Source organism: Microbacterium sp. SWDP-B6 (assembly GCF_059803615.1).
Genome location: NZ_JAPFGV010000012.1, coordinates 85,123 through 108,197 on the forward strand (window position 1 = coordinate 85,123; position 23,075 = coordinate 108,197).

Sequence of the window (23,075 nt, forward strand, 5' to 3'; positions counted from 1 at the left end):
CCAGGTGACGACAGGGTTCTCGTCGTAGTCTCGATTCGATATGCAACGCCTCCTCGTCGCGCTCCTCGCCGCCTTCGATGCCGCTATCGCTGCGGCGGTCGGTCTCGTGGTTCTGCTGGCGCCGCTCACCCTGCTCTGGACGCTCTCGTTCGGAGTGACAGCCGACTGGGGAGCGCTCTGGCCGCTCACCGGCTCACTGTGGCAGTTCGGCCACGGTGTGCCGCTGAGCATCGACGTCTCGACCGAGGTGCTGCGCACCACGGGCATCGCGCCCGACGCTGCCGCTTTCACGCTCTCGGTGACTCCGCTCGCGTTTCTCGTCTTCACTCTGCTGTTCGCGGCTCGCTCCGGCGCCCGTGCCGCCCGCGCGGGTGCGTGGCTGCTCGGCACGCTCGCCGGTTCCCTCGCGTTCGCGGCGATCGCGACCGGAGTCGCGCTGACCTCGCATCTCGCCGCAGTCGAGACACCCGTCGCAGAGGGCATCCTGCTTCCGACCACGGTCTATCTCATGGGCGCCGCGTGCGGGGCCGTGCGCATCGCCTGGGAAGACGGCGACGGCGGCGTCCTCGACCGCATCCACGACGTCGTCGACTCCTGGGGCGATTGGGGACCGGTGCCGAGCGCAGCGGTCCGCGGGGCGGCGTTCGCCGTGGTGGGGGTCACCGCTGTCTCGGCGGTCGCCGTCGCCGTTCTCGTCGCGGCACGGGGCGGGGAGATGGTCGCGTTGTTCCAGGCAGCTCGCGTCGACGCGCTCGGCGCCGGAGTCATCACGCTCGGGCACCTCGCCTATCTGCCGACGATCATCGTCTGGGCGGCCTCCTGGCTCGCCGGCCCCGGATTCGCGGTGGGCGTCGGCACTGCGGTGTCTCCCGCGGGCACCCAGCTCGGGGTGGTCCCGGGGATCCCCGTGCTCGGTCTTCTTCCCGAGAGCACGTCGATCTGGATGCTCATCGTGATCATCCTCCCGATCGGAGCGGGAGCCTTCGCAGGATGGGCCGTCCGCTCGCGACTCGTGTGGGAGGGAACCCCTCTCGGAATGGCTCCTCGTGCGGTGATCGCCGCGGGCATCGGTGTGCTGACCGCCGCGGTCGCCGGGGTCGCCGCCCTGCTCGCAGGAGGATCGATGGGACCGGGGCGGCTCGCCGAAGCCGGACCGGCGGCGCTGCCCTTCGCCCTCGCTCTGGGCGGCGAGGTCCTGCTCGGTGCGGCGATCCTGCTCCTGTCGCCTCGGAACCGGGACGAGCTCGCGGAGGAGCGCACCGACCGGTGGGTCGCCGAGATGACGGCATCCGATTCCGCCTCGAGTGAGCCCGGCGACGGGATGGTTCGCTGGCCCGATGCAGCGTCCGACTACGACACCGCGCCGCTGGATGGCGCGGGGGGATTCCGGCTGCCCCAGCGCGACCCCGGGGATCCCGTCGGCTGACACGCGGGGTCAGGCCCCGGCGCCGGCCCCGATAGACTGGGCGCGTGCTCACGGTCGCCGTTCTCATCTCGGGCACCGGCTCGAACCTTCGCGCCCTCCTCGAGGCTGCTCGCCACCCCGATTTTCCTGCGCGGGTGGTGGTCGTCGGCGCCGACCGCGAAGCCGATGGCCTCGCCCACGCCGAGGAGTTCGGCATCCCGAGCTTCACGGTTCCCTGGCACGAGCACGAGTCTCGTGAGGCGTGGGGTGAGGAACTCGGCCGACAGCTCGCGGTCTGGAATGCAGACCTCGTCGTGCTCAGCGGCCTGATGCGCCTGCTTCCCGCTGCGCTCGTCGCGGACCTCGCGCCGCGGCTCATCAACACGCATCCCGCCTACCTGCCTGAGTTTCCCGGTGCACACGGAGTGCGCGATGCGCTCGCCGCGGGCGTCTCGGAGACCGGCGCGAGCGTGATCGTGGTCGACGACGGCGTCGACACCGGGCCGATCCTCGCCCAGGAGAGGGTGCCGGTCGTCGCAGGCGACACCGAGCACAGCCTGCACGAGCGCATCAAGCCCGTCGAACGCCGACTGCTCATCGACGTGGTGCGCCGCATCGCGACCGGCGAGCTCTCGCTGACCTCCGCATCCTGACCCGATCCACGCACGCCCCCCTCGCACGAAGGAGCCCCTCATGGCCGGACCCCGCCACGATCATTCGCTGTACCGCGACCGCGACACCGTTGCGGTGCGCCGGGCGCTCGTCTCGGTGAGCGACAAGACCGATCTGCTCGTGCTCGCGGCGGCGCTCGCCGATGCGGGTGTGCAGATCGTCTCGACCGGCTCGACCGCCTCCACCATCCGCGAGGCCGGATTCGAGGTGACCGATGTCGCCGCCGTCACCGGCGTCGCCGAGATGCTCGACGGGCGCGTGAAGACGCTGCATCCCAAGATCCACGGCGGCCTGCTCGCGGACCTCCGCCTCGAGGATCACGAGCGTCAGCTCGCCGACCTCGACATCGCGCCGTTCGAGCTCGTCGTCGTGAACCTCTACCCCTTCGTCGAGACTGTCGCCTCGGGCGCCGAGGGCGACGACGTCGTCGAGCAGATCGACATCGGCGGGCCTGCCATGGTCCGCGCCGCGGCCAAGAACCACGCGAACGTCGCGATCGTCGTCTCACCGCAGTCGTACCCCGGCATCATCAGCGCCATCGAGAACGGCGGCACCACGCTGACGCAGCGCCGCGAGCTCGCGGCCCGCGCCTTCGCGCACACCGCCGCGTACGACACGGCGGTCGCCTCCTGGTTCGCCGAGGGCACGCTCGGTGAGGGCGAGGACCTGCCCACTCACCTCACCATCCAGGCCGAGCTTCTCAACACCCTGCGCTACGGCGAGAACTCGCACCAGCGCGGCGCGATCTACACGCGCGTCGGCGGCCACGGCATCGCGCAGGCGACGCAGCTGCAGGGCAAGGAGATGTCGTACAACAACTACGTCGATGCGGATGCCGCGCTGCGCGCCGCGTACGACATGGTGAAGCCGGCCGTCGCGATCATCAAGCACGCGAACCCGTGCGGCATCGCGACCACCGCGCCCAACGCCCTCGACCCGATCGCGAGCGCACACATCCGTGCGCACGAGTGCGACCCCGTGTCGGCGTACGGCGGTGTGATCGCCGCGAACGGCACCGTGACGCTCAAGATGGCCGAGAACCTCAAGGACATCTTCACCGAGGTCATCGTCGCTCCGTCGTTCGAGCCCGCAGCGCTCGAGGTGTTCAAGGCGAAGAAGAACCTGCGTCTGCTGCAGCTTCCGCAGGACTGGCAGCAGGAGCGCATGGACGTGCGCCTGGTCTCGGGAGGGCTTCTGCTGCAGGACGCCGACCGCTTCCCCGACGACATCGTGTCGGTCGCGAAGAACTGGGAGCTCGTCTCGGGCGAGCGCCCCAGCGACGAGGAGATGGAGAACCTGATCTTCGCGTGGAAGGCGTGCCGCGCCGTGAAGTCGAACGCCATCGTCCTCGCGAAGGACAACGCCACGGTCGGCGTCGGCATGGGCCAGGTCAATCGTGTCGACTCGTGCCGGCTCGCCGTCGAGCGTGCCGGTGACCGGGCAGCGGGCTCGGTCGCCGCATCCGATGCGTTCTTCCCCTTCGCCGATGGCGCACAGGTGCTCATCGATGCGGGCGTCACGGCGATCGTGCAGCCCGGTGGCTCGGTGCGCGACGAAGAGGTCGTCGACGCCGCACGCAAGGCCGGAGTCACGATGTTCTTCACCGGAGAGCGTCACTTCTTCCACTGAGGAGTCCGGCCCCAGGGCCGCAGCACCTCCGAGACCCCTCGCGTCGACGTCGGCGCGAGGGGTCTCGCGCTGTCTGCAGGGGGGTGAGACCGATGTCCACAGTGATGTCCGATTTCCGCCAGTCGGTGTCGGGCGAGCATGACAGAGTGGAGCCATGAGCTTCCCCGTGACCGACTTCGACGAGCGATATCGCGCGATCAGCGCACGTGACACGCGCTTCGACGGTCAGTTCGTGACCGCCGTGAGCTCCACCGGCATCTACTGCCGGCCGAGCTGCCCCGCGCGCACACCCAAGCCGCAGAACGTCACCTTCTACCCGACCAGCGCGGCGGCTCACGAGGCGGGCTTCCGGGCGTGCAAACGATGCCTCCCTGAGGCGGCCCCCGGCTCGCCCGCGTGGGATCTGCGCAGTGACGTCGCGGCTCGGGCGATGCGTCTCATCGCCTCGGGCGTGGTCGAGCGCGAGGGGGTCTCCGGGCTCGCCGTGCGTCTCGGATACTCGACCCGGCACCTCACCCGGCTGCTCTCGACCGAGCTCGGTGCGGGTCCTCTCGCCCTCGCGCGGGCGCATCGGGCGCACACGGCGCGGATGCTGCTCGTCGGCACGGACATGCAGATCTCCGACGTCGCGTTCTCCGCGGGCTTCGCGAGCATCCGGCAGTGCAACGACACGATCCGCGAGGTGTTCGGCCTGACGCCGGGTGAGCTCAGGGCCCGTCGGAAGACGCCGGCGTCGGCTGCTCCCGGCGCGATCGACCTCGTCCTCCCGTATCGCGGTCCTCTCGATGCGGCCGGCGTCTTCCACTGGATGGCGGCCCGTGCGGTGTCGGGGGTCGAAGAGGCCACGGCCACGTCGTTCTCGCGTCATCTGCGCATGGCGGGCGGGCCCGCATGGTTCGAGGTGAGGCAGGATGCGACGGAGCGACTGCACCTGCGTGCCCGTGTCGCGCAGCTCGGCGACCTCGCTCCGCTGGTGTCGACCGTGCGACGGATCTTCGATCTCGACGCCGACCCTCTTGCCATCGACGAGGCGCTGAGCGCGCATCCGCAGCTCGCTCCGCTCGTCGCGCGCACTCCCGGCATCCGTGTGCCCGGTTCGGCGGATCCGCATGAGATGCTGATCCGCGCGATGATCGGTCAGCAGATCACGGTCGTCGCCGCTCGCACTGCCCTGACGGCCCTGACCGAGGCGCTGGGGGAGCGCACGGAGCAGGGGCTTCTGTTCCCCACGATGTCGGCGATCGCCGAGCGAGGGGCCGAGGTGCTGCGCGGGCCGGGGGCTCGTATCAGGGCGATCGTCGGTGCTGCGGCAGCTCTCGCCGACGGCTCGCTCCCGCTCACGGTCGGAGACGACGGCGTCGAGCAGCGAGCCGCCCTGCTCGCGATGCCGGGCATCGGTCCCTGGACCGCCGACTACGTGCGGATGCGCGTGCTCGGCGACCCCGACGTGCTCCTCCCCGGCGATGTCGCACTGCGCGCAGGGGCCGCCGCGTCCGGGCTTCCGGGCGATCCGCGGCCGCTCGTCGCGTGGGCGGAGCGCACTGCCCCGTGGCGCAGCTATCTCAGCGCACATCTCTGGCGCGCAGCACCGGCCCGCCCTGTGCGACGGACGCGCGCGTCCCAGACCACCACCCTTGTGAAGGAGACCCCATGAACGCCATCATCCAGACCATCGAGACCACGGACGGGCCGTTCACCATCCTCGCCGACGAGCATCAGCGGGTGCTTTCCTCGGGATGGACTGCCGATCAGGCGACGATCGTCGCCCGCCTCTCGGCCCAGGGTCGACCGACTCAAGTGCGCGAGCGCGACACGGATGCGGCAGCCGCGGCGCTCGCGTTCTACGACGGAGACCTCTCGGCGATCGACGCGGTCGCGGTGAAGCAGACGGGCACGACGCTACAGCTGGCCGGATGGTCGGCGCTGCGTGAGATCGAGCCGGGGGAGCCGCTGACCTACACCTCGTTCGCGGCGCGGCTCGGCAACCCTCGGGCGGTGCGGGCCGCTGCCTCGATCTGCGCGCGCAACGCTCCGGCGCTGTTCGTCCCGTGCCATCGCGTGCTGCGCTCCGACGGCACGCTCGGCGGGTTCGCGTGGGGACTCGACGTCAAGGCGAGTCTGTTGGAGAGGGAAGCCTCGCGGGGATGAGTCGCAGAATCGTCGGCCGGCGCTGAGCGCTATCGCCCGACACCGAGACGGGCATCCCGGCATGCGATGTCGCCAGAGGAAGACGACGTCGAGGAATCGGGAATCTCTCTTGCGCTCAGCTTGTTCACAGGAATAGGCTGGTGGGCTGTCGCACCGACCGGGACGACATCGCCGAGCCTGAGGAGGACACCATGACATCGATCGCCGCTGTGCAGATCGCCGCTCTCGGCTCGACCCCGGTGCGCCCGCTCCGCTAGAGCCACTTTCCGACACGCACGACCTCACCGGATGCCGGACTCCGAGAGTCCGTTGCTGCGTCCGCCCCCTTCAGCAACCGCTTCCCCATACGAAACTCGTCTGAGAGACATGTCTTCCTCGCCTTCATCGCAGAACGCTTCTTCCTCCTCGTCCCTCTCCACGCCGGCAGCCCTGTGGCGCCTGAAGCCCTTCGTGAAGCCCGTCATCTGGCGGCTCGCCGGAGGTGCCGCCAGCGCCCTCGTGGCCGCGATCATCGCGCTGATGATTCCGATCGTGCTGGAGCAGATCATGCGCGGACCGGTGCAGACCGGCGCGCTCGACGCCATCGCCTGGGGTGCGCTCGCGGTCTTCGGTCTCGCCCTCGGTGAGGCGCTGATGGTGTGGCTGCGCCGCCAGTTCGTGCTCAACCCGGCGACGCAGGTCGAGTACAAGATGCGCACCGAGCTCTACTCGCGACTCCAGACGCTGCCGGTGTCGTTCCACGACCGCTGGCAGTCGGGGCAGCTGCTGAGCCGCATGATGCAGGACATCGGCCTGATCCGCCGGTGGCTGGCGTTCGGTCTCGTGCTGCTCGTGGTCAACGTGCTGACGATCATCATCGGCTCGGTGCTGCTGTTCCGCTGGCACTGGCTGCTGGGCGTCATCTTCATCGTCACCGCCATTCCGCTGTGGATCCGCGGCTATCTCTTCGAGAAGCGCTACGGCGCGCTCACGCGCCGCAGCCAGGACCAGGCCGGCGACCTCGCGACCAGCGTCGAGGAGAGCGTGCACGGCATCCGCGTGCTCAAGGCCTTCGGTCGCGGCAAGCACGCCCTCGGTCGCTTCAGTCGTCAGGCCGAGACGCTTCGCGAGACCGAGATGAGCAAGGCCGGCGCGATCGCGTCGATCTGGTTCTGGCTCGACCTCATGCCGCAGATCGCCTTCGGCCTCAGCCTGATGTCTGGCATCTGGCTCATCTCGCAGGGCGAGATCGATCAGGCGCAGCTGTTCGCGTTCTTCGCCATGGCCGTGGTGCTCCGCTGGCCCATCGAGTCTATCGGCTTCCTGTTCTCGTTCATGCTCGATGCGCGCACGGCGACCGACCGCGTGTTCGACATCTACTCCGAGACGAACTCCATCACCGACCCCGAGAACCCGGTGCACATCGCGGAACCCCGCGGCGAGCTGGCTTTCGAGGCGGCGCACTTCCGGTACCAGGACGCGGGAGAGCACGAACGCGACCTGCTCGACGGCATCGATCTCGTGCTGCGGCCGGGCGAGACCATGGCGCTCGTCGGACTGACCGGAAGCGGCAAGACCACGCTGACCACGCTGCCGACGCGTCTCTATGACGTCACCGGCGGGCGGGTCACGCTCGACGGCGTCGACGTGCGGGATCTGCCGCTCGCCGAGCTGCGCCAGCACATCGCGATGGCCTTCGAAGACGCCACGCTGTTCTCGGCGACCGTTCGTGAGAACGTGCTGCTGGGGCGCGCCGACCTCGACGTGCACAGCGAGGAGGGCGAGCGTGTGCTGCGCGAGGCTCTCGAGGTCGCCCAGGCGGCCTTCGTGGACTCGTTGCCCGAGGGCGTCGAGACCGTCATCGGCGAGGAGGGGCTGAGCCTCTCCGGTGGGCAGCGTCAGCGTCTGGCACTCGCCAGGGCCGTCGCCGCGAACCCGAAGGTGCTCGTGCTCGACGACCCGCTGTCCGCGCTCGACGTCGACACCGAGGCTCTCGTCGAAGAGGCGCTGCGGCACGTGCTGGCAGACACCACGGCGATGATCGTGGCGCACCGCCCCTCGACCGTGGCCCTCGCCGACCGCGTGGCGCTGCTCGAGGCCGGCCGCGTCACCGCCGTCGGAACCCACAGCGAACTGCTGAGGACGAGCCGTCACTACCGGCACGTCATCTCGAGCCTCGAGGCCGAGGAAGCGGCGCGTACGGGCGCCATCCCGATCATCCGCGACGAGCAGGCTGAGATCGACGCCACAGTTCAGGCCGGGATCCGCGAGCATGCCGCCGACCAAGACATCATCACCGAGAAGGAGGTGCAGCGATGAGCACCGCGATCACCGGAACCCAGGACGAAGACCGCTCCAGCTACACCAAGGAGGAGAGCCGGGCCATCCGGCGTCGCTCGCTCCGACTGCTGGGCTCGCTCGTGCGTCCCCTCAAGGCGCAGATCGCGCTCGCCGCGATCGTGCTCGTGATCTCGACGGCGCTCCAGGTCGCCGGCCCGATCCTGATCAGCATCGGGCTCGACCGGGCCCTGCCCGCCGTGCTCGAGCGCGCGGACTGGATGCCGACCTTCATGATCGGCGGGATCTACCTCCTCGCCGGGGCGGTCGCGGCGGCGATGATCGCCTGGTACGTCATCATCGCGGCCAAGCTCACGCAGGCGGTGCTGCTGGACCTCCGCAAGCGGATCTTCCTGCACACTCAGCGCCTCAGCCTGGAGTTCCACGAGTCGTACACGTCCGGTCGCATCATCTCGCGCCAGACGAGCGATCTCGACTCGATCAAGGAGCTTCTCGACGGCGGACTGAACGAGCTCGTCTCCGGCGTGCTGTTCGGCCTGTTCACGTTCATCGCGCTGTGCGTGTGGGACTGGCAGTCCGGGCTCATCCTCGCGATCGGCGGCGTGCCGCTGTTCTTCCTGATGCGCTGGTTCTACTCGCGCTCTCAGCTCGTCTACCGCGAGTCGCGCGTGATCAGCGCGAAGGTGATCGTGCAGTTCGTCGAGACGATGACGGGCATCCGAGCGGTGAAGGCGTTCCGCAAGGAACCCCGCAACGATGTGGCGTTCCAGAAGATCGCGGGCGACTATCGGGACGTCAACCGACGCTCGATGCTGCTGTTCGGCACGTTCGAGCCCGGTCTGATGGGCGTCGCGGCTCTGGTGCTCGGCATCGTCGTGCTCTGGGGTGGCATCCGAGTGTCCGAGGGGGCACTCACCGTCGGCGTGCTGCTGTCGGCTGTGCTGTACGTGCGCAACTTCTTCGCTCCGATGCAGGAGATCGCGATGTTCCTCAACTCCTACCAGTCCGCCACGGCGGCGCTGGAGAAGGTGTCCGGCGTGCTCGAGGAGGTGCCGACCGTTCCGGATCCCGAGAAGCCGGTCGACCTCTGGGAGTCGCGAGGACACATCGAGTTCGATGAGGTGACGTTCGGCTACAACGGTGAGAAGACGATCCTGCCGAACTTCTCGCTCGACATCCCCGCTGGGCAGACCATCGCTCTGGTGGGCACCACCGGAGCGGGGAAGTCCACGCTCGCGAAGCTGATCTCCCGGTTCTACGACCCGTCGATCGGAAAGGTGACGCTCGACGGAGTCGACCTGCGCAACCTGCACCCGAAGGATCTCCGCCGGGCCATCGTCATGGTGACGCAGGAGGCTTATCTCTTCAGCGGAACGGTCGCCGACAACATCGCTCTCGGAAAGCCCGACGCCTCGCTCGACGAGGTCCGCGCGGCTGCCCGCGCGGTCGGGGCGGACGAGTTCATCTCGTCGCTGCCCGACGGGTACCGCACCGACGTCAACAAGCGCGGTGGTCGTGTGTCGGCAGGTCAGCGTCAGCTGATCTCGTTCGCCCGAGCGTTCCTCGCCGACCCCGCGGTGCTGATCCTCGACGAGGCCACCGCGTCGCTCGACATCCCCTCGGAGCGTCTGATTCAGGACGCGCTGCAGACGCTGCTCAAGGACCGCACGGCGATCATCATCGCGCACCGTCTCTCGACGGTCGCGATCGCCGACCGGGTGCTGGTGATGGAGCACGGGAAGATCATCGAGGATGACACGCCCGAGGCACTCATCAGCGGCACGGGCAAGTTCGCGCAGCTGCACGCCGCCTGGCAGGAGACCCTGGTGTGAACGAGCCCGATTCCTGAACACCGGGGCCACGACCGATCATCGGTCGTGGCCTCGGTCGTACGCCGGGGAGACGGCGGAGCGGTGAGGCGTCGGCCTGGGTAGCATCGAAGTATGGATCCGTTGCTTCTCGCCGTCGAGTTGTGGTGGATCGCGCCCGTCGCGGCCGGCGGAGTCGCGGCCGGGGCAGTCGGGTTGCGTCGTCGCAGCACGAAGAGCGGCCGCCGGCTCGAGTACGACGCGGCCCGGCACGATCTCAAGGCCGCGCAGCAGACGGCGGTCGAACGACGGATGGCCGTGAAGTTGGCCAGGGCCGACGTCGCGCGCATCTCGGCCGAGCGCAGCGCGCGCCGAGCGACTCCCGAGCAGGTGGCCGGTGCCAAGCGGATGCTGCGCGCCAAGGAGAACGATGCCAAGGCTGCCGCCGCAGACGTGCGCGCCAAGCAGGTTCGGCTCAACGCCGCGCGCGCGGCGATCCCCGCAGCATCCGCCCCTCGCCCCCTGGAGCGTCTCCAGGCGCAGCATGAGGCGATCGTCGTGCGATGGATGAACTATGAGACCGATGCGGGCCTGCAGATCGCGTACCCGGCGATGACCGACGTCAAGCAGCCCGCGACAGCGGCGTATCTCCGGGCGGCAGCGCATGCGGTCGAGATGCGCCGCGCCGCCACCGGACGGGTCAGCGCTGAGGACTTCGCCGCCTACCGTGACGCCGTCGCCGACCTCGAGCGCGCCTTCGAGGCCGCGGAGCATTCGGCGAGGGTTCAGGTGGGCGAGGCACCCCAGCCGTCGTCGGCCTGGCAGGACGCCGCGCAGGACATGATCAGCCGCTCCGCCGACGCGATCGATCGCGCAGCCGGCGCCGCGGCATCGGCACTCGCGGCCTGGAACGAGCGCAAGCGGCCAGGCAAGCAGTGACCGCCGCCTCCGATGAGGAAAGGCGGCGGTCGGTGGTGCTCATCCGAAGGGTCAGGCCCCGATCGTGCGTGAGGCGATGAGCTCGCGATACCAGCGCCCCGAATCTTTGACGGTGCGTTCGAGCGAGTCGAAGTCCACGCGCACGATGCCGAACCTCTTGGCGTAGCCGTACCCCCACTCGAAGTTGTCGAGCAGCGACCACACGAAGTAGCCCCGCAGGTCGACACCCCGCTCGATCGCGCGGTGAGCGGCGGTGAAGTGACGTCGCAGGTAGTCCGTGCGCTCGGGATCGGGCACTGAGCCGTCGGCAGCGACCTCGTCGTCGAACGCGGCGCCGTTCTCGGTGACCATCAGCGGCTGGGTGGGGAACTGCTCCGACAGGGAGACGAGCAGCTCTTCGAGTCCCTCCGGCGCGATGTTCCACCCCATCGCCGTGTAGGGCCCCGGCTGCTCGACGAACTCGACCAGCTGATCGCTGCCCGGCCACGCGGTGCCTCCGGCCGTGCCCTTGTGTCCGTCGTTCTGCTGCTTCTCCGAGACGCCGTCCCAGAGCCGCACCGTCGCGGTGGAGTAGTAGTTCACTCCGAGCACATCGATCGGCTGGTTGACGGTGGCGAGGTCGCCGTCGTGCACGAACGACCAGTCCGTGACCGAGGCCGTGTCCTCGAGGAGATCCGGGGGATACTCGCCGCGCAGCATCGGATGCGTGAACGCGCGGTTCGCCAGAGCGTCGATCCGGCGCATGGCCTCGTCTGCGCCGTCGCCCACGCCGCGCAGCACATGGAAGTTCAGTGTCACCGAGTAGTCGGGGTCGCCGGTCGACGTGGCGCGGAGCGCCTGGATCGCGCGCCCGTGCGCGAGGTTCAGGTGGTGCACGGCCGCCAGGGCGGAGGCCGGCTCGTGGCGGCCGGGCGCGTGACCACCCTGCCCGTATCCCAGATAGGCCGAGCACCAGGGCTCGTTGAGCGTCGTCCAGGTGTGCACCCGGTCGCCGAGCGCCGCGCCCATGATCGACGCGTATCGCTCGAAGGCGTCGGTCGTCGACCGGGAGGTCCACCCGCCTGCGTCTTCGAGGTACTGGGGGAGGTCCCAGTGATAGAGGGTCGCCACCGGCTTGATGCCCCGCTCGAGCAGTCCGTCGACAAGACGAGAGTAGAAATCGATCCCCGCCTGGTTCACTGCGCCGTCCGCCGCGGGAACGATCCGCGGCCAGGCGATCGAGAATCGGTACGCCTGCAGTCCGAGATCCGACATCAGATCGAGGTCCTCATCGACGCGGTGGTAGTGGTCGCAGGCCACATCGCCGGTGTCGCCGTTCCACACCTTCCCCGGCGTCTTGCTGAACGTGTCCCAGATCGACGGCGTGCGCCCGTCTTCGGCGGCCGCCCCCTCGATCTGGTAGGAGGCGGTAGCCGATCCGAACGTGAAGCCCTCGGGCAGCACGAGTCCGGATCCGCGGTAGTCATCGGCAGGAGAGAGAGTCACCGGGTCACCTCAGTCAGGTCGGTTTCGTAGATCTTCTCACGGCCGTCCGGGCTCGTGACGGTCACGGACGCCGAGCCCGATCCGCCAGGGAACACCCGCAGTCGCAGGCCGTCGTGATAGTCGTAGTCGGGTCTGTCGGTGCGGGCACCCCAGGGGAGTGCCGTGCCTGGTCGCACGTACAGCGGAAGCGAGTCGAAGGAGTGGGTCTCTCGGCGCCAGCCCCCGCCCGAGACGGTCTCGCCGCTCAGCAGCGAGGTCCACTCGCCCTCCGGCAGATAGAACTCGACCGATCCGTCCCCGGAGAAGACGGGCGCCACGAGCAGGTCGGTGCCGAGCATGTACTGCCGGTCGAGGTAGCCGACGGCCGGGTCATCGGGGAACTCCAGCTGCATCGGCCGCATCACGGGCAGGCCCGTCCTCGATGCGATGATGCCCTGCTGATACAGGTAGGGCATCAGCTGCATCTTGAGGTGCGTGAATCGCCTCGTCACGTCGACGGCCTCCTCGTCGAATGCCCACGGCACCCGGTAGGAGCTCGATCCGTGGAAGCGCGAGTGCGAGCCGAGCAGACCGAAGGCCGTCCAGCGTTTGAACACACCGGCATCCGGAGTGCCCTCGAATCCGCCGATGTCGTGGCTCCAGAAGGCGAAGCCGCTCAGTGCGAGCGAGAGCCCGCCGCGCAGGGTCTCGGCCATCGACGCGTAGGTCGACGTCGAGTCGCCGCCCCAGTGCACCGGCATGCTCTGCCCGCCGGCGGTCGCCGAGCGCGCGAACAGCACGGCGTCGTCTGCGCCTCGCGCTTCGACGAGCACATCGTGCACGGCCCGGTTGTAGAGATCGGTGTACAGGTTGTGCATGCGCTCGGGGTCGGAGCCGTCGGCCCAGACCACCTCGGTGGGGATGCGTTCGCCGAAGTCGGTCTTGAAGCAGTCCACGCCCTGTGCGATGAGCTCGCGGAGCTTCGCCTGGTACCAGGCGGTCGCATCCGGATTGGTGAAGTCGACGAGCCCCATTCCCGCCTGCCAGAGATCCCACTGCCAGACCGACCCGTCGGGGCGCATCACGAGGTAGCCCTGATCAGCCGCCTCACGGAAGAGAGGGGAGCGCTGCGCGATGTACGGGTTGATCCAGACGCAGACGCGCAGGTCCTTATCGTGCAGTCGTGACAGCATGCCCTCGGGGTCGGGGAACACCCGGGAATCCCAGACGAAGTCGGTCCAGTTGAACTCGCGCATCCAGAAGCAGTCGAAGTGGAACACCGACACCGGCAGCTCACGCGCCGCCATCTCATCTATGAAGGAGTTGACGGTCTTCTCGTCGTAGTCGGTCGTGAAGCTCGTCGACAGCCAGAGCCCGTACGACCAGGCCGGCACCACGGGCGGTCGTCCGGTGAGAGCGGTGTAGCGTCCCAGGACATCCTTCGGCGTCGGACCAGCGATGACGAAGTACTCGAGCACCTCGCCGGAGACGGAGAACTGCACGCGCTCGACCGACTCCGATCCGATCTCGTACGACACGTGGCCCGGGTCGTTCACGAGCACGCCGTAGCCGCGATTCGAGAGATGGAACGGGATGCTCTTGTAGGCCTGCTCGCTGGAGGTGCCGCCGTCGGCGTTCCAGATGTCGACCGACTGGCCGTTCTTCACCAGTGGACCGAAGCGCTCGCCGAGACCGTAGATCAGCTCGCCGACTCCGAGGTCGAGCTGCTCGTGCACGAAGACGGATCCGTTCGGGGTCGAACCGCCCTGTCGTGCATTGTCGACGATGCCGGCGTCGACCTGCGCGTCCGGGGCGAGTCGCACGTATCCCTGGGCTTTGTGCGCGCTTCCGGTCACGCGTCTCCCGTCGACCTCGAATGCGAGGTCCCACGGCGCGCCCTTCGTGATCCGTGCGACGAGCGAACCGGCATCGAGAGCGCCACCCCCCTCGGTGAGGGACACGGATGCCGCTCCGGATCCTGCCCCGGGAAGACCGAAGCCGCCGTGCCAGCGGCCTCCTTCGTGGTGCGCGATGCGGACGCGCACCACCCCCTCGGCGGGCGATGAGAGCGTGGTCGTCAGCACCGGCCGGTTCAGGGTGTCGCCGCGCTTGGCGATCACCATGGTGGGTGCTGTGATGACGATGCCGGGTCCGTCGGGAGTGTCGTCGGTCTCGGCGATGTCGTAGGCCTCCTGCGCGTACAGCGCGGTGACCCCAGGACGCAGTTGCCAGAACCCGTCGGTGAACTTCATTACTTGACTGCTCCTGCCGTGATGCCGCGTGTGAGGGTGCGCTGGAAGATGAGGAAGAAGATGAGCGTGGGGATGATGCCGAGGAGGGCGGAGGCGCTCGTGGTCGTGACGTCCATGAGCCGGTCGCCCTGCAGCACGCTGATCGCCACGGGGACCGTCTGATTCGCATTCGATGCGAGGAAGGTCAGCGGGATCAGGAACTCGTTCCACGTCCAGATGAAGAAGAAGATGAGCAGCACCGACAGGGTCGGGCGGCTGATCGGGAAGACGATCCGCCAGAGGATCTGCCAGCGATTCGCACCGTCGATGGATGCCGCTTCGAGGATCTCCTTGGGGAACGTGCCGTAGACGGACGACAGCAGGTATGTGCCGAAAGCCGCCTGGATGACCGTGAAGACGATGATCACCGACCACACGTTGTCGTACAGGCCGACGGACTTGAACATGTAGTACAGCGGGTAGAGCAGCGCCTCCTGCGGCAGCAGGTTGGCGAGCAGGAAGAGCAGCACGATCCAGCTGCGCCCGCGGACGCGGCCGATGCCGATCGCGAAGGCGTTGAGCATCGAGATCACGACGGCGAGCACCGAGACGATGCCGGCGATGAAGATCGAGTTCCACACCTTCTCGGGGAAGTTCACCCGCTCCCAGAATTTGATGATCCCGCCGAAGTCCAGCGTCTCGGGGAAGGCGAGCGGACCCGATGTGGCGTAGTCGACAGGGGACTTGAACGAGTTGACCAGCACGAGGTAGAACGGCGCGATGATGAGCAGTGCGCCGATCACGACGAGCGCGAGCATGAGCCAGTCGACGGGGCGCTTCCTGGTCATCCCGCCGCGAGGGCGTTTCTGGGAGGGCTTGCCGGTGACGATGGCGGTGGTGGCGTGCATCAGAGACCCGCCCTTTCCTTGCGCTCGAGCGAGTTCTGCACGCGGATGAAGATGATCGACACGATCACCACGACGATGGTCAGCACGGTGGCGATGGTCGCGCCGTAGCCGACGTTCCGCTTGGTGAAGAACTCCTGGTAGGCGTAGTAGGCGGGCACCAGAGTGGCACCGGCGGGGCCGCCGCGCGTGATGATGTACACGGGGCCGAAGACTTTGAGGGCGGCGATCGTGCAGGTGAGCGTGACGACGAAGATCTCCGGGCGGATGATGCTCATCGTGATCGCGGTGAATCGCTGGAACCAGTTCGCGCCGTCGAGTTCGGCGGCTTCGTACAGCTCGGGATCGACGCGCTGGAGCGCCGCCATGAAGACGACGACGGGGTAGCCGAGCTGCACCCACACCATGACGACCATCAGCACGATGAGGGCTGACGGCATCTGGCCGAGCCAGTCGTAGGCGGGGATGCCGAACCAACCGAGGATCTGGTTGAGCGCGCCGTCGCCACCCGGCCGGACGATCCAGCCGATCACGATGCCGGCGACGGCGATGGGGAGGATCTGGGGGAGATAGTAGGTCGCGCGCAGGAAGCTGCCGACCTTGCCGCCGAACTTGCGTCCGACCACGTCGAAGAGCAGGGCTGCGACGATCAGGCCGACGATCGTCGGCACCACGACCATGGCGAGGATCATCCACACGGAGTTCGTGAACGAGGTCCAGAAGTCGCTGTCGGTGAGGATCTTCTGCCAGTTCTCGAGACCGATGAACTCGGGGGCGCGCACTCCCTTCCACTTGGTGAAGGTCAGGTAGACGTTCCAGATCAGCGGGACGATGACGACGACGAGCAGAAGCACGAAGCCGGGGAGCAGGTACAACCAGTAGGCCCCGGTCCCGCCGCTGCGCTGCGGGATCGACGGCTCTTCGGGCGGCAGCTTCGTGCGGCCCTCGCGTCGGGTGACGAGTGACATGTTCATCTCCAGGAGGATGCGGGGGCGACGCCGTGCGGTCGTCGCCCCCGCGGGCGGATCAACGGAATTCGGACGTGCCCTCGTCGTACTGCTCGCCGAGGTTCGTGTTGGTGGTCTCCGCATCCTGCGTGCCCGTGATCAGACCCTGGAGCTCCTGCACGATCACGTCGTAGAAGCCGGGAGCGGGCCAGTCCGGGTAGAACGAGAGCCCGTCGGCGTCGAGCACGCCGTTGAAGGTCTCGATGAGCGCCGCGCTCTTCTCGTCGGTGATGTCGGCGGTGTCGGCGGCGACCGGGAGGCCGCCGTTGTTGCCGATGATCGCCTGGATCTCGGGGCGCATCGTGATGTCGATGAACTCGTAGGCGAGCTCCTTGTTCGCAGCGTTCTCGGGGACGACCCAGAGGTTGCCGGACGAGCCGAGCGACAGGTCGGCGCCGGGGAACGCGGTCATCGTCCAGTCGAAGCCGGTCGCCTCCGACACGAAGCGACCGAACCACCAGGATCCCGACACGAAGATCGGCGAGGTGCCGTTGATGAACGAGACGCCGGCGTCCTCGGCCTTGACCGAGGAGACGTCCGAGGCGATGTAGCCCTTGTCGACGTAGTCCTTGAGCGTCTCGGACGCCGCCGTGACCTCCGGGCCCTGCCAGTCGACCTCGCCGTCGTACAGCTGGTAGGAGTCGACGAAGCCGCGATCGCCCTCGAGCAGCGCGAGCTGGTACCAGAGCTGTCCGAGGGGGTACTCGGCGCCGGCCTCGGCGAGCGGGGTGACGCCCTGCGCGACGAACGCGTCGAGGACGTCGACGAACTCCTCGTAGGTGGTGGGGATCTCGAGACCCGCCGCGGCGAAGGCATCCTGGTTGTAGTAGACGCCGACGAACTCGCCGTAGTTCGGGACGCCGAACCAGGTGTCGCCGCCCATGACGCCGTCTTCGGAGTACTTCGCGGTGGTCTGCAGCGAGGGAGCGAGCTTCTCATCCCATCCGTACTCCTCGACGGCGTCGGAGATGTCCGTGATCAGTCCGGTGGAGGCCAGGAATCCCGCCGTCGCATTGCCCTTGTTGAATTCCATGAGGTCGGGTGCCGCGTCGGTGTCGAGCACCTGGCTGGCCGTCTTCTGGATCTGCTCGAAGGACTTCTCCTCGAACTCGACGGTCGCTCCGGTCTCTTCTTCGAAGATCGCGATCGCCTCGGCCCAGGCCTTTCCCATGGCGCTGTCCGCACCCTCGTAATGCCAGAGCTTGAGGGTGTCTCCGTCGCCGCCCTCGTCTGCCGAACCGGCAGTGCAGCCGCTCAGTGCGATGCCTGTCGCGGTGAGCGCGGCGAGAGCCGCCAGCGTCTTCGTCCTGCGTGTGGTGCGTGCCATCGTCGGCACTCCTTTCTCAGTGGCCCTGGGGCCGGACACTTCAGTGGGTCGGGTGTTCAGTTGTGATGAGGCAGTCGTCGAAGCGTTTCGACAACAGCGATGCGGCTGCGTTCTCCGCGGGCGGTCACTCCCGGGCAGGGGCGACCGAGCCGGCGACGTGGTACTCGGGGGGGATGAGATGGATCTGGGCGGGCGGGCCCGGCTCTTCCAGGTGCCGCACGGCGAGATCGACGGCGAGCTCGCACGACTTCTGCGGCACGAGCGGGATCGTGTCGACGGGAACCGCGAGCGAGGACGTGTCGAACGATGCGGCGGCCGAGATCACCGACACGTCCTCGCCGACCGTCAGCCCGTGGGCTGCGATCGTCTCGAGGAGGATCTCGTGCACATCGCCGACGGCGTGCACGATGAACGCACGGACGCCGCGGCTCAATGCCATCTCGGCGGCGGCGCGCACAGCGGACGCGTCGGTCGTCGTGTCTCCGGTCGTCGCCCAGTCGAGGTCGACTCCCCGCTGGGCCGCTCGGTCCTGCACGCCGAGGAGCAGTCGTCGGGGGAAGTTCGACTTGCGGTACGAGACCTCGGTCTGTCCGAGCAGGGTGACGGAGGTGTGCCCGGCATCGGCCAGTCGGTCGACGGCGAGATGCCCTGTGCCTTCGAAGTCGAGGTCGACGCAGGTCAGACCGTCCGCGTCGTCCGGGATGCCGATGAAGACGGTCGGGGAACGCAGGGATCGGGCGATCTCCGCTCTCTCGTCGTCCGGCGCCACGTCGAGCACGAGGATGGCGTCGACGAGGTTGCTCGCGGCGACGCGGTTCATCCCCTCGGATGCCTGCTCGTCGGTCAGCAGCAGGATGTCGTAGCCACGGCGGCGGGCGGCGACTGCTGCAGCGAGCACGAAGGCCATGTGCGTGGGGGCGTGGGTGTCGGCACGGAGAGGCTCGGTGAGTCCGAAGATCTGCGTGCGGCGGCCAGCCAGCATCCGTGCTCCGGCATCGGGCTCGTAGCCGAGCGTCTGGACCGCGTCCTCGATGCGCCGACGCGTCTTCTCCGAGACCGGGCGCTTGCCGCTGAGCGCGTAGGAGACCGTGCTGATCGACACTCCGGCGGCCTGGGCCACCTCGTGAATCGTCGTCATCAGGACTCCATCGTCGCTATCGGTTCATCGTCGAAGCGTTTCGCTTGCGCTTCCGAAAGTGATGATAGGCAGAGTTCGACGCCGCGCGCAACACTTTTGTGGTCATCCGCAACAAATTCGTGCTCGAGGCTGCGGGAGCGGTCCCATCACGTCACCTGACAGGGCGACGGGGCCTCGATGGGGGAGGGGATTCGAGACCCCGCCGCCGGTCTACGAAGTGACGCGGATCTGGGCGATGACCTCTGAGTACTCGGTCTCGCCGACCGGAGTGAACCCGACACGCAGGAAGAACGCCTCCGGGCCGTCTTCTCCGGCCTCGTAGATGACGTTGACGTGGTCGAAGCCGCGGTTGCGGGCCTCCTCGAGCAGGCTCTCGACCGCGAAGCGGCCGACGCCCTTGCCCTGGCCTTCAGCGTCGACGTTGATGCGCCACAGCACCGAACGGAAATGCTCCTCCGGAGCCTCGGCGTCGAAGTTGGCGCTGACGAACCCGACGACCTGATCGTCTTCGAGGACGACCCGCTGCCAGGAGGTCTGCGGGTTGATGACCGTCGCCGCGATGCCGTAGGACACCGGAGCGAGGAACTGCTCCTGTCCGGGCTTCAGCGACAGGTTGTTCACGGCGACGATCGTCGCAGCTGAGAGTTCGACCATGCGCAGTTCGGACATAGTCACAGGCTAGCCCCTCGCGGGGGTGCCCGCGCAGAAACCTCGACTTTCGTCAGGGGTGCGCACGCGCAGAATGCCGGAAGTCGATGTCGGCGCCTCCTCGCGGCGAACGTGCGCCGGGAGCGCCTCAGGTATCTTGGTATCGAGACAAATATGCCCTCGCGAACGGAGAACCTCCTGGTGACCGACGACGCCATCATCTACACCTACACGGACGAGGCACCGGCTCTCGCCACAGCCTCCTTCCTGCCGATCATCAAGGCCTTCACGGGGCAGGCGGGCATCGAGGTCGAGACCCGCGACATCTCGCTCGGCGGACGCATCCTCGCCGCATTCCCGCAGAAGCTCGCTCCCGAGCAGCAGGTGGGCGACTCGCTCGCCGAGCTCGGCGGACTCGCGACGCTCCCCGAGGCGAACATCATCAAGCTCCCGAACATCTCGGCCTCGATCCCGCAGCTCAAGGGCGCGATCGCCGAGCTGCAGTCGCAGGGATACGACATCCCTGACTTCCCGGACGAGCCGACCTCCCTCGAGGAGAAGGACGTCCGCGCTCGCTACGACCGCATCAAGGGCTCCGCGGTCAACCCCGTGCTGCGCGAGGGCAACAGCGACCGCCGAGCGCCTCTGGCAGTCAAGAACTACGCCAAGAAGCACCCGCACCGCAACAAGCCGTTCGCGGAGGGCTCGAAGACCCGCGTCGCGACGCTCGGTCACGACGACTTCAAGCACAACGAACGCTCCTGGGTCGCCGCACACGACGACGTCCTGAGCTTCCGCCACACCGCCGCTGACGGCACCGTGACGATTCTGAAGGAGGGGCTGAAGGTCCTTCCGCGCGAGATCATCGACGCCACGTTCCTCTCGGCCGCGCACCTCGACGCCTTCCTCGCCGAGACGATGGAGACGGCGAAGAACGACGACATCCTCTACTCGGTGCACCTCAAGGCCACGATGATGAAGGTCAGCGACCCGATCATCTTCGGGCATGTCGTGAGGGTGTTCTTCAAGGACGTGTTCGCTCAGTACGGTGACAAGCTCGCTGAGGCGGGCCTCAACCCGAACGACGGTCTCGGGTCGATCCTCTCGGGTCTCGGCGGCATCGCCGGCGGCGAGGAGATCGCCGCAGCCTTCGACCGCGCGCTCGCCGAGGGCCCGCGCGTCTCGTACGTGAACTCCGACAAGGGCATCACGAACCTGCACGTGCCCAGCGACGTGATCGTCGACGCCTCCATGCCCGCGCTCGTCCGCAACGGCGGGAAGCTGTGGGGCGAGGATGGCGGCGAGGCCGACACCCTCGCGGTCATCCCGGACTCCTCGTACGCGAGCGTCTACCAGGCCGTCATCGACGATGTGATCGCGAACGGCCCGCTCGACCCCGCCACGATCGGCACCGTGCCGAACGTGGGGCTCATGGCCCAGGCGGCCGAGGAGTACGGCAGCCACGACAAGACCTTCGAGATCGCCGCTCCCGGCACCGTCCAGGTCCTCGACAGCGAGGGCACCGTGCTGATCGAGCACGAGGTCGGCGCCGGCGACATCTGGCGCGCGACGCAGACCAAGCACATTCCGGTCATGGACTGGGTCAAGCTCGCCGTCACGCGCGCTCGCGCCTCGGGAGCGCCCGCGGTGTTCTGGCTGGACGCCAACCGCTCGCACGACGCGCAGATCATCGCCAAGGTGCACCAGGGTCTCGCGACGCTCGACACCAAGGGGCTCACGATCACGATCCTCGCCCCCGAAGAGGCCACCCGCTACACGCTCGCGCGCATGCGTCACGGCCTCGACACCATCTCGGTGACGGGTAACGTGCTGCGTGACTACCTCACCGACCTGTTCCCGATCCTCGAGGTCGGCACCAGCGCCAAGATGCTGTCGATCGTCCCGCTGCTCGCGGGCGGCGGACTGTTCGAGACCGGTGCCGGTGGCTCTGCGCCCAAGCACGTGCAGCAGCTCGTCGAGGAGAACTACCTGCGCTGGGATTCCCTGGGCGAGTTCTTCGCGCTGGCCGCTTCGCTCGAGCACTTCGCAGACCGCACGGGCAACGAGAAGGCCCGCGTCCTCGCGGAGACGCTGGACGCTGCGACGGGAACCTTCCTCGAAGAGGACCGCTCTCCTGGTCGCGCTCTCGGCACGATCGACAACCGCGGAAGCCACTTCTACCTGGGGCTCTACTGGGCGCAGGAGCTCGCGGCGCAGACGAAGGACCCCGAGCTCGCGGCGTCGTTCGCGCCGATCGCCGCCACGCTCGCGGAGAACGAGGAGAAGATCGTCTCCGAGCTCAACGCCGTGCAGGGCAAGCCCGTCGAGATCGGCGGCTACTACCGCCCCGACGACGCACTGGTCGAGGCCGTCATGCGCCCGTCCACGACGCTCAACGGCATCGTCGACGCACTGAGCTGACACGGACAGACGAAGGAGGGGCCGGATGCACGCGCATCCTGCCCCTCCTTCGTCGTTCTTCCACCACACGCAAGGCTGCGGCCTTCAGAGCCGGGCGATACGCAAGGCCGCGGCCTTCAGGGCCGACTGGTCGCCAGCTCTGTCGCGAGCGAGGCTCAGTAGTGGACCGACACCTCGAGGCCGACCGGCGACCACTCGTAGACGTACTTGGCGACGTCGATCGGCATGTTCACGCAGCCGTGGCTGCGCGGGTTGCCGAAGTCGTTGTGCCAGTAGGTGCCGTGGAAGCCCTCGTCGCCGTTGAAGTACGTGACCCAGGGGACGTTCGGCGTCTCGGTGATCGACCCGTCCGGCTCGCGGCTCTTCATCGTCTGCTCGCGCACATGCGCGTAGACCCGGAAGTTGCCGGTGTCGGTGGGCGTCGCGCTCTTGCCCGACGAGATCGCCCACGAACGGACGACGGCGCCGTTCTCGATGAGAGTCGCCGTCTGAGAGCTCAGGTCCACGTCGATCTTGCGGACCAGGTTGACCGATTCGAACGGGGTCTCGGTCACCTCGATGGGGAAGACGCCCTCGCCGGCCTCCAGCTTCGCCACGACGTCGGATGCGAGGCTCGAGGTGTCGCCGATCGTGCGGCCGTTGGCGCCTTCGGCGACGGTGCGGAGGATCTCCCCCCCGGAGTCGACGATGTTCGTCGCGTTGACGGGTTCCCGGTTGACGGCTGCGGGAAGGGCGTCGATCGTCGCTTGGATCGCGGCTTCATCCGCGACGACGCTCAGCTCACCCTCTTCCTCGACGACCGAGATCCAGGTCGAGGCGGTCGCCGGGTCGACGGGGACCGTGCGCTCTTCGCCGATGTAGAAGCCGATCGAACCCAGCATCGTGTTCAGTGAGGTGGCAACGGTCGTGGCGTCCTCGTCGGTGACGGCGGGGGCAGCTTCGGCCGGATCGCCGGAGAACTCGAGGCTCTTCCCGCCGTGCGGGGGGGGGGGGGGGGGGGGGGGGGGGGGGGGGGGGGGGGGGGGGGGGGGGGGGGGGGGGGGGGGGGGGGGGGGG

The 23,075-nt window shown here is 68.1% G+C and carries 17 protein-coding genes; 9 read left to right on the plus strand and 8 right to left on the minus strand.

The features are described from left to right. Positions 1–40: 40 nt before the first annotated feature. The 8 genes from OPU70_RS14405 (at position 41) to OPU70_RS14440 (ending at position 10,878) form a co-directional block, all read left to right on the plus strand. Positions 41–1,426: a cell division protein PerM gene (locus OPU70_RS14405; RefSeq protein WP_498558088.1), complete on the plus strand. Its 1,386-nt coding sequence runs from the start codon at positions 41–43 to the stop codon at positions 1,424–1,426. 44 nt (positions 1,427–1,470) lie between these two features. Next, positions 1,471–2,058, plus strand: a complete 588-nt coding sequence (purN, locus tag OPU70_RS14410; protein WP_079112399.1) for a phosphoribosylglycinamide formyltransferase — start codon at positions 1,471–1,473, stop codon at positions 2,056–2,058. A gap of 40 nt (positions 2,059–2,098) precedes the next feature. Next, a complete protein-coding gene (gene purH / locus OPU70_RS14415) occupies positions 2,099–3,706 on the plus strand; it encodes a bifunctional phosphoribosylaminoimidazolecarboxamide formyltransferase/IMP cyclohydrolase (protein ID WP_079112400.1) in 1,608 nt (535 codons plus the stop codon). A 154-nt stretch (positions 3,707–3,860) separates the two neighbouring features. Beyond that, positions 3,861–5,360: a DNA-3-methyladenine glycosylase 2 family protein gene (locus OPU70_RS14420; RefSeq protein ID WP_498558089.1), complete on the plus strand. Its 1,500-nt coding sequence runs from the start codon at positions 3,861–3,863 to the stop codon at positions 5,358–5,360. Then, positions 5,357–5,854, plus strand: a complete 498-nt coding sequence (locus tag OPU70_RS14425) for a methylated-DNA--[protein]-cysteine S-methyltransferase (RefSeq protein WP_455904407.1) — start codon at positions 5,357–5,359, stop codon at positions 5,852–5,854. The genes OPU70_RS14420 and OPU70_RS14425 overlap by 4 nt, the downstream gene beginning before the upstream one ends. Positions 5,855–6,220: 366 nt before the next feature. Beyond that, positions 6,221–8,152 (plus strand): ABC transporter ATP-binding protein, encoded by a 1,932-nt coding sequence (locus OPU70_RS14430; protein WP_056375851.1) that lies wholly within the window; start codon positions 6,221–6,223, stop codon positions 8,150–8,152. Next, complete coding sequence (locus tag OPU70_RS14435) at positions 8,149–9,963, plus strand: ABC transporter ATP-binding protein (protein WP_079112402.1); 1,815 nt, start codon at positions 8,149–8,151, stop codon at positions 9,961–9,963. The genes OPU70_RS14430 and OPU70_RS14435 overlap by 4 nt, the downstream gene beginning before the upstream one ends. Positions 9,964–10,074: 111 nt before the next feature. Beyond that, positions 10,075–10,878 carry a hypothetical protein gene (locus OPU70_RS14440; RefSeq protein ID WP_498558090.1) on the plus strand — a complete coding sequence of 268 codons (804 nt, stop codon included), beginning with the start codon at positions 10,075–10,077 and terminating at the stop codon, positions 10,876–10,878. A 51-nt stretch (positions 10,879–10,929) separates the two neighbouring features. Here OPU70_RS14440 and OPU70_RS14445 read toward each other — a convergent pair whose 3' ends face one another. The 7 genes from OPU70_RS14445 to OPU70_RS14475 all read right to left on the minus strand — a co-directional run bounded on the left by OPU70_RS14445 (position 10,930) and on the right by OPU70_RS14475 (position 19,619). Continuing rightward, complete coding sequence (locus tag OPU70_RS14445; RefSeq protein WP_498558091.1) at positions 10,930–12,363, minus strand: GH1 family beta-glucosidase; 1,434 nt, start codon at positions 12,361–12,363, stop codon at positions 10,930–10,932. Then, a complete protein-coding gene (yicI, locus tag OPU70_RS14450; protein WP_498558092.1) occupies positions 12,360–14,594 on the minus strand; it encodes an alpha-xylosidase in 2,235 nt (744 codons plus the stop codon). The genes OPU70_RS14445 and yicI overlap by 4 nt, the downstream gene beginning before the upstream one ends. Further along, positions 14,594–15,481: a carbohydrate ABC transporter permease gene (locus tag OPU70_RS14455; protein WP_079112406.1), complete on the minus strand. Its 888-nt coding sequence runs from the start codon at positions 15,479–15,481 to the stop codon at positions 14,594–14,596. Before OPU70_RS14455 ends, yicI begins: the two co-directional genes overlap by 1 nt. Further along, on the minus strand, positions 15,481–16,446 hold the full coding sequence (locus tag OPU70_RS14460) for a carbohydrate ABC transporter permease (protein WP_153302285.1): 966 nt from the start codon (positions 16,444–16,446) through the stop codon (positions 15,481–15,483). Before OPU70_RS14460 ends, OPU70_RS14455 begins: the two co-directional genes overlap by 1 nt. 58 nt (positions 16,447–16,504) lie before the next feature. Next, the gene (locus OPU70_RS14465) at positions 16,505–17,812 is read right to left on the minus strand and encodes an ABC transporter substrate-binding protein (RefSeq protein ID WP_309686637.1); all 1,308 of its coding nucleotides are present in this window, start codon (positions 17,810–17,812) and stop codon (positions 16,505–16,507) included. A 124-nt stretch (positions 17,813–17,936) separates the two neighbouring features. Continuing rightward, positions 17,937–18,950 carry a LacI family DNA-binding transcriptional regulator gene (locus tag OPU70_RS14470; protein ID WP_498558093.1) on the minus strand — a complete coding sequence of 338 codons (1,014 nt, stop codon included), beginning with the start codon at positions 18,948–18,950 and terminating at the stop codon, positions 17,937–17,939. Positions 18,951–19,160: 210 nt separating this feature from the next. Next, entirely contained in the window at positions 19,161–19,619 is a 459-nt protein-coding gene (locus OPU70_RS14475) for a GNAT family N-acetyltransferase (RefSeq protein ID WP_309686644.1), read from the minus strand. Between the two features lie 180 nt (positions 19,620–19,799). Between OPU70_RS14475 and OPU70_RS14480 the strand changes: the two genes are divergently transcribed. Then, on the plus strand, positions 19,800–22,019 hold the full coding sequence (locus OPU70_RS14480) for an NADP-dependent isocitrate dehydrogenase (RefSeq protein WP_042539464.1): 2,220 nt from the start codon (positions 19,800–19,802) through the stop codon (positions 22,017–22,019). Positions 22,020–22,174: 155 nt separating this feature from the next. Here the strand turns inward: OPU70_RS14480 and OPU70_RS14485 are convergent, their stop codons facing one another. Continuing rightward, on the minus strand, positions 22,175–22,900 hold the full coding sequence (locus OPU70_RS14485) for a L,D-transpeptidase family protein (protein WP_498558094.1): 726 nt from the start codon (positions 22,898–22,900) through the stop codon (positions 22,175–22,177). Between the last annotated feature and the right edge of the window lie 175 nt (positions 22,901–23,075).

Coding starts and splice junctions, on each gene's coding strand:
- OPU70_RS14475 (WP_309686644.1), bottom strand. CDS start 19,619: ATGTCCGAACTGCGCATGGTCGAACTCTCAGCTGCGACGATCGTCGCC.
- OPU70_RS14425 (WP_455904407.1), top strand. CDS start 5,357: ATGAACGCCATCATCCAGACCATCGAGACCACGGACGGGCCGTTCACC.
- OPU70_RS14405 (WP_498558088.1), top strand. CDS start 41: ATGCAACGCCTCCTCGTCGCGCTCCTCGCCGCCTTCGATGCCGCTATC.
- OPU70_RS14470 (WP_498558093.1), bottom strand. CDS start 18,950: ATGACGACGATTCACGAGGTGGCCCAGGCCGCCGGAGTGTCGATCAGC.
- OPU70_RS14485 (WP_498558094.1), bottom strand. CDS start 22,900: ATGCTGGGTTCGATCGGCTTCTACATCGGCGAAGAGCGCACGGTCCCC.
- OPU70_RS14420 (WP_498558089.1), top strand. CDS start 3,861: ATGAGCTTCCCCGTGACCGACTTCGACGAGCGATATCGCGCGATCAGC.
- OPU70_RS14465 (WP_309686637.1), bottom strand. CDS start 17,812: ATGGCACGCACCACACGCAGGACGAAGACGCTGGCGGCTCTCGCCGCG.
- purH (WP_079112400.1), top strand. CDS start 2,099: ATGGCCGGACCCCGCCACGATCATTCGCTGTACCGCGACCGCGACACC.
- OPU70_RS14440 (WP_498558090.1), top strand. CDS start 10,075: ATGGATCCGTTGCTTCTCGCCGTCGAGTTGTGGTGGATCGCGCCCGTC.
- OPU70_RS14435 (WP_079112402.1), top strand. CDS start 8,149: ATGAGCACCGCGATCACCGGAACCCAGGACGAAGACCGCTCCAGCTAC.
- OPU70_RS14430 (WP_056375851.1), top strand. CDS start 6,221: ATGTCTTCCTCGCCTTCATCGCAGAACGCTTCTTCCTCCTCGTCCCTC.
- OPU70_RS14460 (WP_153302285.1), bottom strand. CDS start 16,446: ATGTCACTCGTCACCCGACGCGAGGGCCGCACGAAGCTGCCGCCCGAA.
- OPU70_RS14455 (WP_079112406.1), bottom strand. CDS start 15,481: ATGCACGCCACCACCGCCATCGTCACCGGCAAGCCCTCCCAGAAACGC.
- yicI (WP_498558092.1), bottom strand. CDS start 14,594: ATGAAGTTCACCGACGGGTTCTGGCAACTGCGTCCTGGGGTCACCGCG.